Here is a 14,324-nt window from a genome sequence, read left to right on the forward strand (position 1 = left end):
ATCCACGGCGAGACGAAGCTCACCATCACGGCGCTCGCAGACGCCGAGCTGGTTCTGGTCGACGCCGCGTAAGGCCGTGCAGCCTTTCGTCACCCACACACGTGATGCGCGGGCTTGCCCCGCGCATCCATCCTACTTCGCAACAGTTCTCACGAAGAGGATGGATGGCCGGGTCAAGCCCGGCCATGACGGATAACTAACAACAATCACTCCCCACCCAATCACCAACCAAACGGAGACTCCCCATGGCAAAGGTTCTGGTTCTTTACTACTCGGCTTACGGTCACATCGAAGCGATGGCCAACGCGGTCGCCGAAGGCGCGCGTGAGGCCGGCGCGCAGGTCGACATCAAGCGCGTGCCCGAACTGGTACCGCCGGACGTCGCCAAGGCGTCGCACTACAAGCTCGATCAGGCTGCGCCGGTCGCAACCATCGAGGACCTCGCCAATTACGACGCGATCGTCATCGGCACCGGCACCCGGTTCGGCCGCATGGCGTCGCAAATGTCCAACTTCCTGGATCAGGCCGGCGGCCTATGGGCGCGCGGCGCGCTGAACGGCAAGGTCGGCGGCGCCTTCACCTCGACCGCGACCCAGCACGGCGGCCAGGAGACCACGCTGTTTTCGATCATTACCAACCTGCTGCATTTCGGCATGGTGGTGGTCGGCCTCAACTACGGCTTCGGCGACCAGATGCGGCTCGATCAGGTGACGGGCGGTGCCCCCTATGGCGCCACCACGATCACCGGCGGCGACGGCTCGCGCCAGCCGAGCGAAACCGAACTCGCCGGCGCGCGCTACCAGGGCAAGACCATCGCCGAAACAGCCATCAAGCTGCACGGCTAACGACAACAGGAGGCGTGGCGGGGCGCTCGAACGCACCGCGCCACGCCTTCCGCCCAACTCAATGCAGATGCATGTATCGCATGCCTGATGCGCTGCAGCGGGGCTACTGCGCCCGCTGCCTCGGCCCCATCTCAGATATTGCTAGTGGGGAGACGACGACATGCTCGAGATGGTGTTCATGCTTCAATTGGCGCGGAGCCCGCTGCAGGCGATGGCTAAGCGTTTAGTTTGCAAGAGCCTCAGCATCGCGACCTATGGCAAGCGGCAGTGTCGAAGCTGCACCGGCGCCACACCGCCGGACGCGGACTGATTTCCACGGCGATCACCTGTACTTAGCCCGCTCATTAGCATGCAGTTCGAGCAGCTTTATCTCAGCTGAATCGAGCGCCCGCGCCCTTTGAGACGTTCATCCGCTTTCCCCTCGACCATAAACCCGTCATTGCGAGCGTAGCGAAGCAATCCAGAAGCTTCCCTGCACCGAGCCCTGGATTGCTTCGCTCCTCGCAATGACGCGCACTGATTTCACAACGCGGCAGAACGTTGATCGCTGGGGGCGATGCCGGGCCGCGAGCAAGGCCCACGACCCGAATGCCGTTACAGCAGCTTATCGAGCGTCAGTGGCAGATCGCGGATGCGCTTGCCGGTGGCATTGAACACGGCGTTGGCAACCGCCGCGCCGACGCCGGTGATGCCGATCTCGCCGATGCCGCGGGCGCCCATCGGCGCGCGCGGATCGGGAATGTCGGTCCAAATCACATCGATCTCCGGCACGTCGAGATGCACCGGGATGTGATACTCGGCCAGACTCGGATTCATGATCCGGCCATTGCGCTCGTCGAACTGCGTCTCTTCCATCAGCGCCAGGCCGAGGCCCATGATGATGCCGCCGCGGAACTGACTCGCCGCCGTCTTCGGATTGAGGATACGGCCGCAATCGTAGGAGCCGAGGAAACGCCGCACACGGGTCTCGCCGGTGACGCTGTTGACGCCGATCTCGCAGAACAGCGCGCCGAACGAGTGCATCGACCAGTGCATGGTTTCGAGCGGCGCCGAAGCGCTGCCCTCGGCCGAGACGTGATCGCGGCCCGAACGGGTCAGGATCGACACATAACTCTCATGACGCGACGTGTCGTCGAGCTTGGCGAGGCCGCCGTTCACGGTGCCAACCTCCTCAGCGCGGAGGCCCGCCAGCGGCGAGTCGTTGCCGGCGAGCTTGAGCAGTTCCTTGATCAGCACGTGATGCGCGGCGATCACCGAGGCGCCGATCGACGCGGTCTGCTGCGAGCCACCGGCCAGCACCACGCCGGGAAACATCGAGTCGCCATAGGCAAACGTCACCTGATCGCGCGACAGGCCGAGCCGTTCCGCCACCACCTGGGTATGAGCCGTCGCCGTGCCCATGCCCATTTCGTGCGCGGCGATCTCGACCTTGGCGCCGCCGTCGCGGGTCAGCGTGATCCGCGCCGCACCGCCCGGCATGCGGTGATACGGATAGGTCGCGGTGGCGCAGCCCATTCCGACCAGCCACTCGCCGTCGCGAATGCTGGCGGCGGTCGGATTGCGCTTTGACCAGCCGAAGCGTTCGGCACCTGCACGCCAAGCCTCGGCGATATGCCGGGACGAGAACGGCGTGCCCTTCAGCGGATCTTCTTTCGGTTGATTGAGAATGCGCAGTTCGACCGGATCGATGCCGAGCGCTACGGCCATCTCGTCGATCGCCGATTCCATCGCGAAGGTACCAACGGACTCGCCCGGCGCACGCATGAAGGTGTTGGCCAGCATGTCGAGGTGTACCGTCTCGACGTCGAGCTTGATGTTGGGCGAGCCGTAACTACTCATCGTCGGCAGGATGAACGGCTCAGGAAACGCGTTCTGGCGCGAGGTCGGGGCCGTGCCGGTGTGGATCAGCGACACGAAGCGACCATCCGGCTCAGCGCCGATCGCGAAGCGCTGCTCGGTGAGCGTGCGGCCGCCGATCAGCCGGTACACCCCCTCGCGCGACAGCGCGATCCGCACCGGCCTGCCGGCGAGCTTGGCAGCCGCAGCGCCCAGCACCTGATGCTGCCATAGACACTTGCCGCCGAAGCCGCCGCCGACGAACGGCGAGGTGACATGGACCTGCTCCTCGGCAATGCCGAACACATCCCCGAGCGACCACGCGGTGTGCTGCACCGCCTGCGAGGCGTCGTGCACGATCAGCTTGTCGCCCTGCCACATCACCGTGGCGGCGTGCGGCTCGATCGCATTGTGATTGTGCCGCGGCGTCGAGTAGCGGCCAGCGACTCGAACCGGCGCTTTGGCGAACGCCGCTTCGGCGTCGCCTTTCTGAGCCTGGAGCGGCTGCCCCATGAACAGGCCGGGCTCGGTGCCCTTGGCCTTGGCAGCGCCGAAACTGGTCAGCGCGGGTTCTGCCCCGTAGGTCGCGCGGATCAGCGAGACGGCGTAATCGGCCTGTTCCTGCGTATCAGCCAGCACCACGGCGATCGGCTGGCCGTTCCAATGGATGCGGTCGTCCTGCATGATCGGCAGATTGTCGCCGCCGCCAGCCTTCTCGGCCGTCATGAACAGCGGCATCGGCTTCATCCGCGGGGTGTTGCGATGAGTCATCACCAGAGCGACGCCCGGCGCGGCTTCGGCCGCGGCGGTGTCGAGCGTGGCGATCCGGCCCTTCGGCACGGTGCTGAACATCAGCGCGGCATAGAGCATACCGTCGAGCGCGAACTCAGCCGCAAACGGCGCGGCGCCGCGCACCTTCAGCGGGCCGTCGATCCGCGAGATCGAGGCGCCGATCGAGCCGTGTTTGGCGCGGATCAAGGGATCGGGATCGCCGCCCGGCATCCAACTATCGGGTGCGAGCGCAACGGCTTTCTCCATCACGTCCATCGCGGCGCCGCGCACGGCTTGTTTGGCTTCGTTGATGATGCTCATCGGGCATCTCCTGCGAGTTCGCCGAGGACGGCAGTGATCGTTCGTTTGGCCAGTTCGATCTTGAAAGCGTTGTCGCGCAGCGCGACCGCATCGGTCAGCTCGGCTTCGGCGGCCGCACGGAACGCATCCACGGTGGCCTCTCTGCCGCGCAGCGCCTGCTCGGCCTTCAGCGCCCGCCACGGCTTGTGTGCGACGCCGCCGAGTGCGAGCCGGACGTCCTTCACCCTGCCGTCTTCGAGCTCGATCGCGGCCGCGACCGACACCAGCGCGAACGCGTAGCTCGAACGGTCGCGCACCTTGCGATAGGTCGAGCGCGCGGCGATCGGCTGCGCCGGCAGTTCGATCGCGGTGATCAGTTCGCCGGGCTGCAGCACCGTCTCGAGGTCGGGCCGATCGCCCGGCAAACGATGGAAGTCGGCAAACGGCAGCGCCCGCTTCCCAGCGTGCCCTTCGACATGCACCACCGCATCGAGCGCCGCGAGCGCGACGCACATGTCGGACGGATGCGTCGCGACGCAGGATTCAGACGCACCGAGAATTGCGTGATTGCGGTTGAAGCCTTCGATGGCGTCGCAGCCCTGACCGGGGTTGCGCTTGTTACAGCGCGAGCCGGCATCGTCGTAAAAGTAAGTGCAGCGCGTCCGCTGCAGCAGATTGCCGCCGACCGTTGCCATATTGCGGATCTGCGCCGAGGCGCCCGCCAGAATGGCTCGCGACAGCATCGGATAGCGCCGGCGCACGGCGGGGTGCTCCGCGAGCGCAGTGTTGCGCACCGCTGCGCCGATCAGCAAGCCGCCACCCTCGCGCTCGGTGATGTCCGCCGGCAGGCGGGTGATATCGACCAGCGCCGCCGGACGCTCGATCGTCTCGCGCATCAGGTCGATCAGATTGGTGCCGCCGCCGAGAAATTTGGCCTGCGCGGCGCCGCCAAGCCGCAGCGCTTCGGCGACATCGCCGGCTCGTGAGTAATCGAAGGGAGTCATTCTGCAGCCTCCGCGTAGGTGTCGCGGATCGCCGCGATAATGCCGTTGTGCGCGCCGCAGCGGCACAGATTGCCGCTCATGCGTTCGCGGATTTCGTCGCGGGTCGGTGCGATATGGTCGGCTGCCAGATCGCGGGTGACGTGGCTCGGAACGCCGCGCTGAAGTTCGGATGCCATGCCGATCGCCGAGCAGATCTGCCCGGGGGTGCAGTAGCCGCACTGGAATCCGTCGTGTTCGATGAACGCCTGCTGCAACGGATGCAGCCCCGCCTCGCTTGCGAGACCTTCGATGGTGGTGACGCTGCGGCCGGCGTGCTGCACGGCGAGCGACAGGCAGGACACGATGCGTTCGCCGTCGACCAGCACCGTGCAGGCGCCGCAGGCACCCTGATTGCAGCCCTTCTTGGTGCCGTGCAGGTTCAGCGTCTCGCGCAGCAGGTCGAGCAGTGAGACCCGCGGATCGGCGGGGACCGGACAGTCCACTCCATTGATGCGGATCGCCGCGGCAGGCGCGACAGTTCGATCAGCGGTCATATGACCTCCTTGAGGACGGGATGAAGCAACGCGCGCGGATCCGTATTCGCGCGCACATTGTGCGGAACGGAAAAATCGCTAACCGCCGAGCGGCTTATTAGTTCGGGGCGTTGGTTGGCGTGGCCGATGCCGCGTAGCCCGGCAGGCATCGATGTGAGATAACGGACCAGCAACTCCTTATACGGAACATCGTTCCGTTTATCAAGAGGTATTCCTGTGTCCGAAAAGCGGCCGCGCAAAAACGCCTCAGCGGCCGGTACGCCGCGTCGGGTTCGGGCGGACGCGCAGCGCAATCTGAAGACGCTGCTGGAGGCGGCGCTGGCGGTGTTCGCGACGGCAGGCGTGGATGCGCCGGTGCGGGACATCGCCGAGAAAGCCGGCGTCGGCGTCGGCACGCTGTATCGGCACTTCCCGCAGCGATCCGACCTGATCGTCGCTGTGTTCCGCAACGAGGTCGATGCCTGCGCCGACGCCGCCGCAGCCCTGGCGGCGGAGTATTCGCCGCTCGAGGCTTTGTCGCGCTGGATGCAGCGCTATGTCGACTTCATCGCGACCAAGCGCGGTTTGGCGGCGGCGCTATATTCGGGCAATCCGGCCTATGACAGCCTGCCAGTCTATTTCGAACAGCGGCTCCGCCCCGCGCTGCAATCGCTGCTGGATGCAGCCGGCGCGGCCGGCGAGGTTCGCCGCGACGTTGACCCGTTCGATTTGCTCAAGGCGGTGGCGCAGCTCTGCAATTCGGCGCCGGGCGCCGATCCCGACCACACCAGCCGGATGGTCGGGTTGCTGATCGATGGCCTGCGCTACGGGGCAGCTGGCAGCAAGGCCAGACCAGACTCTTGAGGAGACGCCTGCGGCCGGCGCCGCTGGGATTCCACCCCAAACGACAAAGCGGCCTCCGCAAGGGAGGCCGCTAGTCGTCTTAATCGTCATCGTGCTCGATGATCACACGGCGGCGGGGTTCTTCACGGTATTGCCGGCGAACCACGACGGTCTCATCGGGCTCGCGCTCGCGATAGATCCGGCGCTCGCGCACGTACCGGTCTTCATGTCCGTAATACGGGCCGTGACTGGTGCCGACGGTGACACCTGCCGGCCCCACTCCGATGCCGACTTCATCGGCGCTGGCCGGCGCAGCGGCGGCGGTGGAAAGAGCCGCCAGCGCGGCGGCGGTGATGGCAATCTGCTTGATCATCGTGTCGCTCCATGCCGAATGGCGATGTTGAGCCAATTCGTCGCAGGCAGCTTCGTTCCGCCAAAGCAAAGCGGCCGCCGAGCGGTCAGACACGAGATCGGGGGAAGATGGAGTTCGACGATGCTGGGGAATGGTGGGCGCGACAGGGATCGAACCTGTGACCCCCTCGATGTCAACGAGGTGCTCTCCCGCTGAGCTACGCGCCCTCAGATCGTCTTCACGGGTGGCGTCCCTATATCGGCTCCGAGCCGGTCAGGCAAGGACACCAAAGCAGGATTTCGACGCCAATTTTACGCGGCGAGCATCTTATTCACTTCGCTGACCAATTCCCGCAGGTGCACCGGCTTGGCCAGGACCTTGGCGTTCTTTGGCGCGTCCGAATCGGAATTCAGCGCCACCGCGGCGAATCCGGTGATGAACATGATCTTGATGTCGGGATCGAGTTCGGAGGCGCGGCGCGCCAGCTCGATTCCGTCCATCTCCGGCATCACGATGTCGGTCAGCAGCATTTCGAACGGCTCTTCGCGAAGCCGCTGGTAGGCCGACATGCCGTTGTCGAACGAGGAAACCTGGAATCCGGCGTTTTCCAACGCCTTCACCAGGAAGCGGCGCATGTCGTTATCGTCTTCGGCGAGGAGAATTTTGTGCATGGTGGCTGGAACTTCAAATCCGGGCGAGGAAAACCGATCGATCCAGTTAGACCGAAGTCTGGTAAATTTCGGGTGAAATTCCCATCGCCCATCAAGTGAGGAAGCGGGGATAATCCTGCGCCCGATCGGGCTCTGAATCAACAAATCCGCAAGCGGGCACTTTTGTTCGGCTCCGGCGTTTTCGACACCGCTCTCTGGAATGATTTTGCTTGGCAGCGCCGGCCCTATTGCCGACAATACCGCTCACCAAATCACCAGATGCGCTGTCGCAGAGGCAGGAGACGGGCGGATTTGACGAGTGGCGGACGACGATGACCGAGTTCGACGGTGAGTTCTCCCCCGCCTTCGAGATCGCCGAACCGGCGGTCTGGCGCGCCCCGATCATTTTCAATTCGCCGCATTCCGGTTCGGTCTATCCGAACGCCTTCCTGAACGCCTCGCGGATCGATCTCGAAGCGCTGCAGCGCTCCGAAGATTCGTTCATGGACGAGCTGATCGGCCACCTGATCCATGACGGCTTTCCGGTGGTGCGGGTGCATTTCCCCCGCTCCTATATCGACGTCAATCGCGAGCCTTACGAGCTCGATCCGCGGATGTTCAACGGCCGGCTGCCGAGCTTTGCCAATACCCGCTCGATGCGGGTCGCCGGCGGGCTTGGCACGATCCCGCGCGTGGTCGGCGACGGCCAGGAGATCTACCACGAGCGCATCCATATCGACGACGCGCTTGGCCGGATCGAGACGCTGTACAAGCCGTATCACCGCGCGCTGCGCCGGCTTATCAACCAGGCGCACCAGCAGTTCGGCTCGGTGCTTCTGGTCGACTGCCATTCGATGCCCTCGGTCGGCATCTCGCGCGACGAGCCGAAGCGACCGGATGTGGTGATCGGCGACCGCTACGGCACCAGCTGCTCGCCGTTGATCGCCGCCGTGATCGAAGAGACGATGGCGGCGCGCGGTTATTCGACCGGCCGCAACAAGCCTTATGCGGGCGGCTTCATCACCGAGCATTACGGCAACCCGGCCACCGGGCTGCACACCGTCCAGGTCGAGCTCAACCGGGCGATTTATATGGACGAACGGCTGCGGCTGCGCAGCGACCGCTTTGCCACCGTGGCCGAGGATTTCAGCCGCCTCGCCGAGAGGCTGTCCGAGATACCGCTGGACGATCTCCGCCCGTTTCAGGCGGCTGCGGAGTAGCTGGCCGGCGGACCCAAGTGCCGTTTTGCCGCTTATCGGCGTCAATCGGCGCAACGTGTTCCTAAATTCACGGGAACCGATTCAGCCGGAATTAACGTGGAACCCGCAATCTTCAGTTGTGAACCCCAAACCGCAGGCTATCCTGGGAGAACAACGTGAAGCGTCTTGTTCTGAAATTCTTGTCGGAAGAATCCGGCGCCACCGCAATTGAATACGGTCTGATCGCCGCCGGCATCTCGCTGGCGATCATCGCCGCAGTCACCGGGCTCGGTGACAAACTGAATTCCACTTTCACGTCGGTGAAAGACGGCCTCACCGGCGGCGGCTAGCAGACGGTCGATCGCGTCAGGACTGCACCTTTAAGAAGCCGGGCTCCACGGCTTCTCGACGGCGTTCTCACCTGCCGCTCTCCGACCTGATGCAGGCCGAGAGAGGTATGGTGCGGCCGAGAACCGCAAACGAACACCCGCGATCAGGTGGCTGCTGGCGAAGCGCAAGCGGCCACCGACGAGCAGACAGCGCCGCTGGCGCTGCCGAGCCTCGATCCAAAGAAAAGACAATCCAAAAAGAAAAAAGGGCCGCTTGCGATGGCAAGCGGCCCAAGTCTAGGGAGGAAACGCCCAAGGAGGGCAGCGATAGCGCGAGGCGCTACCGCACCGCAACAATATGCGACCGCGCCGCACAAAGCGCAAGTGTTTTCAGGCGATTTTCCATGCAAAAAACGCATGTCAGAGCACCGTCCACGCCGCGGAACTGCTAAAATTATTTGAGACAGATCAATGAGATGAATGAGGTCGCGACCAAAGCCCGCACCGCATCCTCGGGCGATTCCGAGCGGTCTTGTCGCACCTGGTTCCCGCAGCGCCGCTAGCCGCTTCAAAGCTGTGAGTGCGGCTTATTGCCGACGATTCAGACTATGGACCGGGAGTCACCCGCCATAATAAAGGAGCAAGGGTTCGGCCGCTCCCGTCTAAGATGGTGGCGCGGTTCCATGTCCCGCCCGCAATGCTCGCAAAGGATCGCGCCGTGACGGTCATCGATTTCGCCGCCTTTATCGGCCGCCTTGCGACCTCGTCGGGCGACACCATCCTGCCGTTCTTCCGCACCACGCTGACGATCGACAACAAGCAGCCCGGCCGCGATTTCGATCCGGTGACCGAAGCCGATCGCGCCGCCGAAGCGGTGATGCGCCGGCTGATCAAGGCGAGCTTTCCCCAGCACGGCATCATCGGCGAAGAGTTCGGCAACGAGCGCGAAGACGCCGATTACGTCTGGGTGCTGGACCCTATCGACGGCACGAAGTCCTTCATCGCCGGCTTTCCGGTGTGGGGCACGCTGATCGCGTTGCTGCACAAGGGCGCGCCGGTGTTCGGCATGATGCATCAGCCTTTCATCGGCGAGCGCTTCTCCGGCGACAATGGTTCGGCGACGTACAAAGGCCCGTCCGGCGAGCGCAAACTCGGCGTACGCCGATGCGCCGCTATCAAGGACGCGGTGCTGTTCACCACCTCGCCGCTGCTGATGAACGACAGCGACCGCGGCATTTTCGAGAAGGTCCAGGCCGAGGCGCGACTGACCCGCTACGGCGGCGACTGCTACTCCTACTGCATGCTGGCCGCCGGGCAGCTCGACCTCGTGATCGAAACCGAGCTGAAGCCCTACGACGTCGCCGCGCTGATTCCCATCATCACCGGTGCCGGCGGCATCATCACGACCTGGGACGGCAAGCCGGCGCAGAATGGCGGCCGGATCATCGCGGCGGGCGACAAGCGCGTGCACGAAGCGGCGATGAAGATCCTCAGCGCCTGAACCACGCTTTAGCGGTCATACCCGCAGTCCTTCGATCAGCGCCCGCAGTACAGCGAGGCAGCTCTCGCGGTCGCCTCCTTGCGCGATTTCGAGCGCGGCGCGATCGAACGCGGCGCCGAGCAGCTTCGCGGCCGCCTCGACCGGAATCGGCGCGATCGCTTGCTGTTCGATCGCCGCCGCCAAGCCCTCCCGCAGCGTCCTGACGCCGTGCTGCGCATCAATCGCGTCAACCTCGGCACGGCCGAGCACCGCAGGCGCCTCAATCAGCAATAGCCGCGTGCGGCCCGGCACGGCCATCGCAGCCAGATAGGCTTCCCCCCCGGAGATCAAAGCCTCGAGCGGTGGGCCCTCGTCGGCGCCTGCTTCGACCTCCGTGGCGACGGCCGCGGATTCGGCCTCGACGACCGCCCGGAACAGCGCCTGTTTGTCGGCGAAGTGGTGATACAGCGCACCACGCGTGACGCCCGCGGCCTCCACCAGATCCGGCGTGCTGGTCTCCGCATAGCCGCGAACCACGAATGCCTCGCGGGCCGCTGCGATCAGGGCCGCCTGGGTGGCACTGGACCGTTCGGGGTTGGTGCGTCGCTTCGTCGCCTTCATACATACAGCCTGCATGTTTTATACATACACACTGTATCTTTTTGTTGGCGAGGAGGAAAGCGATGCGATCGACCAGCTACTACCCGGTGATCATGACGTCGAACGTCGCCGCGACGGCGGCGTTCTACTGCCGGCATTTCGGCTTCCGTCCCCTGTTCGAAGCCGACTGGTACATGCACCTGCAGTCAGTTGAAGATCCTGCTGTCAATCTGGCGATCCTCGACGGTCAGCATGCGACGATTCCCGCCGCCGGCCGCGGTCAGGTGTCAGGCCTGATCCTGAACTTCGAAGTCGACGATGCGGACCGCGAATATGCCCGGCTGCAGCAAGCTGGGCTGCCGATCCTGCTGTCGCTGCGCGATGAGGATTTCGGCCAGCGCCATTTCATCACTGCCGATCCGAACGGCGTGCTGATCGACATTATCAAACCGATTCCGCCGAGCGCGAACTACGCGGCGCAGTATGCAGGTGGCGCCGCTGCCGCAGAGCCATAAGCGAAGCATGGGTTGCGTGAGGCTCGGCGAGTGTGCAATCTGCGGCAGTGTTCGATCCATTTCTCCTCATCATCGCTGCGGTCTTCGCGTTCGCCGGCTTCATCAAAGGCGTGATCGGTCTCGGTCTGCCGACGGTGTCGATCGGACTGCTCGCCGTCGCCATGCCGCCGGCCCAGGCGGTCGCCATCGTTATCGTGCCGGCGATCGTCACCAACATCTGGCAGACCTTCGCTGGCAGCTATCTGCGTGACATCCTGCGCCGGCTGTGGCCGCTGCTGGTCGGCACCGTGATCGGCATTCGTCTCGGCGCCGGGCTGATGACCGGCCCCTATGCCCGCTACGGGTCGCTGGTGCTCGGCGTGCTGCTGGTCGCTTACGGCATTCTCGGCCTCAGCAAGCGCAGCTTCCACGTCGCGCCGAACCGCGAGAAATGGATCGGCGGTCCGGTCGGGCTGATCACCGGCGTGATCTCGGCGGCCACCGGCGTGCAGGTGATTCCCTCGATGCCGTATTTGCAGGCGATCGGGATGGAGAAGGACGAGCTGGTCCAGGCGCTCGGCGTGTTCTTCACCACCGCGACGCTGGCGCTGGCCGTCAACCTCACCGACGCCGGCCTGCTGTCGACCGCCACCGCCCTGCCCGGCCTGATCGCGCTGGCGGCCGCGTTCGCCGGCATGTTCGGTGGCCAGGCGGTGCGCACCCGGATGCATCCAGACACATTCCGCCGCTGGTTCTTGATCGCCCTGATGGGGCTCGGCCTGTATCTCGCCGCCACCACCCTCGTGAAGCTAGTCGGCTAGCATCGCGTCCTCGGTCAGGCGCGCGCCAGCGCCACCCGGATGCCGAGCGCCACGAACAGCGCCCCGAGACCGCGATTGATCCATTGCAGCACCGAGCCGGAGCGTCGCAGCCGATCCGCCGCCCGCGCCGCGAAGGCCGCGAGCGCCAGGCAATACAGCGTGCCGTTGACCACGAAGATCAGCCCGAGCACCAGAAACGCCAGCGCCTTGTTGGAAGCATCGGCGGCGACGAACTGCGGCAGGAAGGCGAGAAAGAATAGCGCCACCTTGGGATTCAGGACGTTGGTGAGCATGCCCTGGCGAAACACCGAGGCCAGCGACAACGCCGGGGCAGCGCCTGCAGTCGCGGTGAAATCGCTCGGCTTCGACAGCAGCATGCGCAATCCCAGCCAGATCAGATAGGCGGCGCCGATCCACTTGAGCACGCTGAACGCCAGCGTCGAGGCCATCAGGAGCGCCGACAGGCCCGCGGCCGCCGCTGCAACGTGGACCAGGCAACCGGTGCCGACGCCGAGCGCCGCAGCCGCCCCGCCGCGCCAGCCGAACTGTAGGCCGCGGCCGACGATGTAGGCGGTGTCCGGCCCGGGCGTGACATTGAGCAGCAGCCCGGAAGCGACGAACAGCCAGAAGTCGTGAATGCCGAGCATCTCGGTCCCATTCCCATGCGCGTTTCCCACCATCCTCCGGCGATCGCGCCGGCCGTCAAGGGCCGCCTGCGCACGCGAAAACTCGGTACGGGCGCGGGCGGCCGGACGGCAAAAAGCCGCTTTGTTAAGCTGATGGAAACCATCACGGCGCCTCCTGCCCCGGGGGCCTCGCAACAGGTGGGATGCAATCGGCGATGACGGGACACAACCGGCTGGCAGCTGCCGCGCTCGCGGCATGGTTCGGCGGCGTGGCGCTTTCGGCCACGGCGGCGCAGGCGCAATCCGGCAATCCTCTGAACTTCCTCGACAGCATTTTCGGCAATCCGTCGCCGAGTCGCCCAGCCGCGCCCGGCGCGAGCGCGCCCTCCGGCGGCAGCTCCGCCGCACAGCCCTGGAGCGGAGAGGACGGGGCTTCCGGCCATCCGCTGATGACCGCCGCCGCAATCCGCGAGGCCGCGGCGAATTTCGACAATTGCGTCGCGGCGATGTGGCCGGACGCGGCGCGCCGCGGCATCTCGCGGGAATCGTTCGAGCGCTACACCGCAGGCCTGTCGCCCGACCTGCGGCTGATGGACCTGATGGATTCACAGCCGGAGTTCACCAAGTCGATCTGGGATTATCTCGACATCCTGGTCAACGATACCCGCCTCGCCAGGGGCCGAGAAATCCTGGCGCAGTACAAGCCGCAGTTCGACGCGGTCGAGCGCGCCTATGGCGTCGACCGCTACATCATCGCGTCGATCTGGGGCATCGAATCGAACTACTCGACCCAGATGGGCGATCGCTATGTGGTGAACTCCACCGCGACGCTGGCCTGCGTCGGCCGCCGCCAGGCGTACTTCAAGGACGAATTCCTCACCGCGCTGGAGATCCTGCATCGCGGTGATCTACGGCCCGAGCAGCTGCGCGGCTCATGGGCTGGCGCGTTCGGCCCGACCCAGTTCATGCCGACGGCATTCAAGCGCTTCGCGGTCGACGCCGATGGTGACGGCCGCCGCGACGTGGTCGACAATCCCTACGACCTGATCGCCTCGACCGCCAACAACCTGAAGAAGGACGGCTGGCAGACCGGCCAGACCTGGGGTTACGAGGTCGTGGTGCCGCGCGGCTTCAACTACATGCTGGCCGACCGTCGCCAGACCCAGACGCTGGCGCAATGGGAGCAGATGGGGCTGCGCCGCGCCGGCGGCCAGCCGTTTCCGCGCTCGGGCGAAAAGGCTTACCTGCTCGCCCCCGCCGGCGCCGCCGGCCCCGGCTTCCTGATGCTCACCAATTTCCGGGTGATCATGAAGTACAACCCGGCCGAGGCCTATGCGCTGGCGATCGGCCATTTCGCCGACCGGCTGCGCGGCGGCACCCCATTCGTCCAGGACTGGCCACGCCAGGAGCGCGCCCTGTCACGCACCGAAAAGCTGGAATTGCAGCAGCTCCTCGCCCAGCGCGGCTTCTACCGCGGCACACCCGACGGCCAGTTCGGCTCGGAAACCCGCAGCGCACTGCGCAACTTCCAAGCCTCCATCGGCGCACCGGCGGATGGATTTGCGACGGGGGAGATGTTGGAGAGGTTGAGAGGAAGGTAGGGGATAAAAAGTGTCCTCCACACTACCTTGAAAGTTGATTTTAGATTCAATCTGCGCGAGA

16 protein-coding genes and 1 tRNA gene are annotated in these 14,324 nt (G+C 65.1%); 9 read left to right on the top strand and 8 right to left on the bottom strand.

Annotated elements, in window-relative coordinates:
- Positions 1-245 precede the first annotated feature (245 nt).
- Positions 246-845, top strand: a complete 600-nt coding sequence (gene wrbA, locus DY467_RS22580) for an NAD(P)H:quinone oxidoreductase (RefSeq protein ID WP_012494572.1) — start codon at positions 246-248, stop codon at positions 843-845.
- 160 nt (positions 846-1,005) lie between these two features.
- A complete protein-coding gene (locus DY467_RS26280; protein WP_193528685.1) occupies positions 1,006-1,155 on the top strand; it encodes a hypothetical protein in 150 nt (49 codons plus the stop codon).
- 284 nt (positions 1,156-1,439) lie between these two features.
- Here the strand turns inward: DY467_RS26280 and DY467_RS22585 are convergent, their stop codons facing one another.
- The 3 genes from DY467_RS22585 to DY467_RS22595 are packed head-to-tail and all read right to left on the bottom strand — an operon-like array spanning position 1,440 to position 5,289.
- Complete coding sequence (locus DY467_RS22585) at positions 1,440-3,728, bottom strand: xanthine dehydrogenase family protein molybdopterin-binding subunit (protein ID WP_205502678.1); 2,289 nt, start codon at positions 3,726-3,728, stop codon at positions 1,440-1,442.
- Between the two features lie 41 nt (positions 3,729-3,769).
- Positions 3,770-4,756: an FAD binding domain-containing protein gene (locus tag DY467_RS22590; protein ID WP_164639101.1), complete on the bottom strand. Its 987-nt coding sequence runs from the start codon at positions 4,754-4,756 to the stop codon at positions 3,770-3,772.
- Positions 4,753-5,289, bottom strand: coding sequence for a (2Fe-2S)-binding protein (locus tag DY467_RS22595; RefSeq protein WP_164639103.1), 537 nt, complete (start codon positions 5,287-5,289; stop codon positions 4,753-4,755). Before DY467_RS22595 ends, DY467_RS22590 begins: the two co-directional genes overlap by 4 nt.
- A gap of 216 nt (positions 5,290-5,505) precedes the next feature.
- Between DY467_RS22595 and DY467_RS22600 the strand changes: the two genes are divergently transcribed.
- The gene (locus tag DY467_RS22600; RefSeq protein WP_164639105.1) at positions 5,506-6,132 is read left to right on the top strand and encodes a TetR/AcrR family transcriptional regulator; all 627 of its coding nucleotides are present in this window, start codon (positions 5,506-5,508) and stop codon (positions 6,130-6,132) included.
- A gap of 79 nt (positions 6,133-6,211) precedes the next feature.
- On the opposite strand, the gene DY467_RS22605 is transcribed toward DY467_RS22600, so the two are convergent.
- From DY467_RS22605 to cpdR, 3 genes are all read right to left on the bottom strand, one after another.
- Complete coding sequence (locus DY467_RS22605; protein WP_107343063.1) at positions 6,212-6,484, bottom strand: hypothetical protein; 273 nt, start codon at positions 6,482-6,484, stop codon at positions 6,212-6,214.
- Positions 6,485-6,615: 131 nt separating this feature from the next.
- Positions 6,616-6,690: transfer RNA gene (locus DY467_RS22610), tRNA-Val, on the bottom strand.
- Positions 6,691-6,774: 84 nt separating this feature from the next.
- Positions 6,775-7,134: a cell cycle two-component system response regulator CpdR gene (gene cpdR, locus DY467_RS22615; RefSeq protein WP_011156442.1), complete on the bottom strand. Its 360-nt coding sequence runs from the start codon at positions 7,132-7,134 to the stop codon at positions 6,775-6,777.
- Positions 7,135-7,445: 311 nt separating this feature from the next.
- On the opposite strand from cpdR, the gene DY467_RS22620 reads away from it, so the two are divergent.
- The 3 genes from DY467_RS22620 (at position 7,446) to hisN (ending at position 10,142) form a co-directional block, all read left to right on the top strand.
- A complete protein-coding gene (locus tag DY467_RS22620) occupies positions 7,446-8,333 on the top strand; it encodes an N-formylglutamate amidohydrolase (protein ID WP_107343062.1) in 888 nt (295 codons plus the stop codon).
- 155 nt (positions 8,334-8,488) lie between these two features.
- Positions 8,489-8,662: a Flp family type IVb pilin gene (locus DY467_RS22625; RefSeq protein ID WP_107343061.1), complete on the top strand. Its 174-nt coding sequence runs from the start codon at positions 8,489-8,491 to the stop codon at positions 8,660-8,662.
- A 697-nt stretch (positions 8,663-9,359) separates the two neighbouring features.
- A complete protein-coding gene (gene hisN / locus DY467_RS22630) occupies positions 9,360-10,142 on the top strand; it encodes a histidinol-phosphatase (protein ID WP_164639107.1) in 783 nt (260 codons plus the stop codon).
- Between the two features lie 15 nt (positions 10,143-10,157).
- Here hisN and DY467_RS22635 read toward each other — a convergent pair whose 3' ends face one another.
- A complete protein-coding gene (locus DY467_RS22635) occupies positions 10,158-10,742 on the bottom strand; it encodes a TetR/AcrR family transcriptional regulator (RefSeq protein WP_164639109.1) in 585 nt (194 codons plus the stop codon).
- A 62-nt stretch (positions 10,743-10,804) separates the two neighbouring features.
- Between DY467_RS22635 and DY467_RS22640 the strand changes: the two genes are divergently transcribed.
- On the top strand, positions 10,805-11,236 hold the full coding sequence (locus DY467_RS22640; RefSeq protein WP_164639111.1) for a VOC family protein: 432 nt from the start codon (positions 10,805-10,807) through the stop codon (positions 11,234-11,236).
- A gap of 32 nt (positions 11,237-11,268) precedes the next feature.
- Positions 11,269-12,036: a sulfite exporter TauE/SafE family protein gene (locus DY467_RS22645; protein WP_164639113.1), complete on the top strand. Its 768-nt coding sequence runs from the start codon at positions 11,269-11,271 to the stop codon at positions 12,034-12,036.
- Between the two features lie 14 nt (positions 12,037-12,050).
- On the opposite strand, the gene DY467_RS22650 is transcribed toward DY467_RS22645, so the two are convergent.
- Positions 12,051-12,683, bottom strand: coding sequence for a LysE family translocator (locus DY467_RS22650; RefSeq protein WP_164639115.1), 633 nt, complete (start codon positions 12,681-12,683; stop codon positions 12,051-12,053).
- Positions 12,684-12,877: 194 nt separating this feature from the next.
- Between DY467_RS22650 and DY467_RS22655 the strand changes: the two genes are divergently transcribed.
- Positions 12,878-14,263: a lytic murein transglycosylase gene (locus DY467_RS22655; RefSeq protein ID WP_164639117.1), complete on the top strand. Its 1,386-nt coding sequence runs from the start codon at positions 12,878-12,880 to the stop codon at positions 14,261-14,263.
- Positions 14,264-14,324 lie beyond the last annotated feature (61 nt).

This window comes from Rhodopseudomonas sp. BR0G17 (assembly GCF_010907025.1).
GTDB classification, from domain to species: Bacteria; Pseudomonadota; Alphaproteobacteria; order Rhizobiales; family Xanthobacteraceae; genus Rhodopseudomonas; species Rhodopseudomonas palustris_H.

What these genes read in the sequence shown, in the direction of transcription:
- DY467_RS22650 (WP_164639115.1), bottom strand. Translation starts at nt 12,683, where the DNA reads ATGCTCGGCATTCACGACTTCTGGCTGTTCGTCGCTTCCGGGCTGCTG.
- cpdR (WP_011156442.1), bottom strand. Translation starts at nt 7,134, where the DNA reads ATGCACAAAATTCTCCTCGCCGAAGACGATAACGACATGCGCCGCTTC.
- DY467_RS22640 (WP_164639111.1), top strand. Translation starts at nt 10,805, where the DNA reads ATGCGATCGACCAGCTACTACCCGGTGATCATGACGTCGAACGTCGCC.
- DY467_RS22635 (WP_164639109.1), bottom strand. Translation starts at nt 10,742, where the DNA reads ATGAAGGCGACGAAGCGACGCACCAACCCCGAACGGTCCAGTGCCACC.
- DY467_RS26280 (WP_193528685.1), top strand. Translation starts at nt 1,006, where the DNA reads ATGCTCGAGATGGTGTTCATGCTTCAATTGGCGCGGAGCCCGCTGCAG.
- DY467_RS22605 (WP_107343063.1), bottom strand. Translation starts at nt 6,484, where the DNA reads ATGATCAAGCAGATTGCCATCACCGCCGCCGCGCTGGCGGCTCTTTCC.
- DY467_RS22585 (WP_205502678.1), bottom strand. Translation starts at nt 3,728, where the DNA reads ATGGACGTGATGGAGAAAGCCGTTGCGCTCGCACCCGATAGTTGGATG.
- DY467_RS22595 (WP_164639103.1), bottom strand. Translation starts at nt 5,289, where the DNA reads ATGACCGCTGATCGAACTGTCGCGCCTGCCGCGGCGATCCGCATCAAT.
- DY467_RS22590 (WP_164639101.1), bottom strand. Translation starts at nt 4,756, where the DNA reads ATGACTCCCTTCGATTACTCACGAGCCGGCGATGTCGCCGAAGCGCTG.
- DY467_RS22655 (WP_164639117.1), top strand. Translation starts at nt 12,878, where the DNA reads ATGACGGGACACAACCGGCTGGCAGCTGCCGCGCTCGCGGCATGGTTC.
- DY467_RS22620 (WP_107343062.1), top strand. Translation starts at nt 7,446, where the DNA reads ATGACCGAGTTCGACGGTGAGTTCTCCCCCGCCTTCGAGATCGCCGAA.
- wrbA (WP_012494572.1), top strand. Translation starts at nt 246, where the DNA reads ATGGCAAAGGTTCTGGTTCTTTACTACTCGGCTTACGGTCACATCGAA.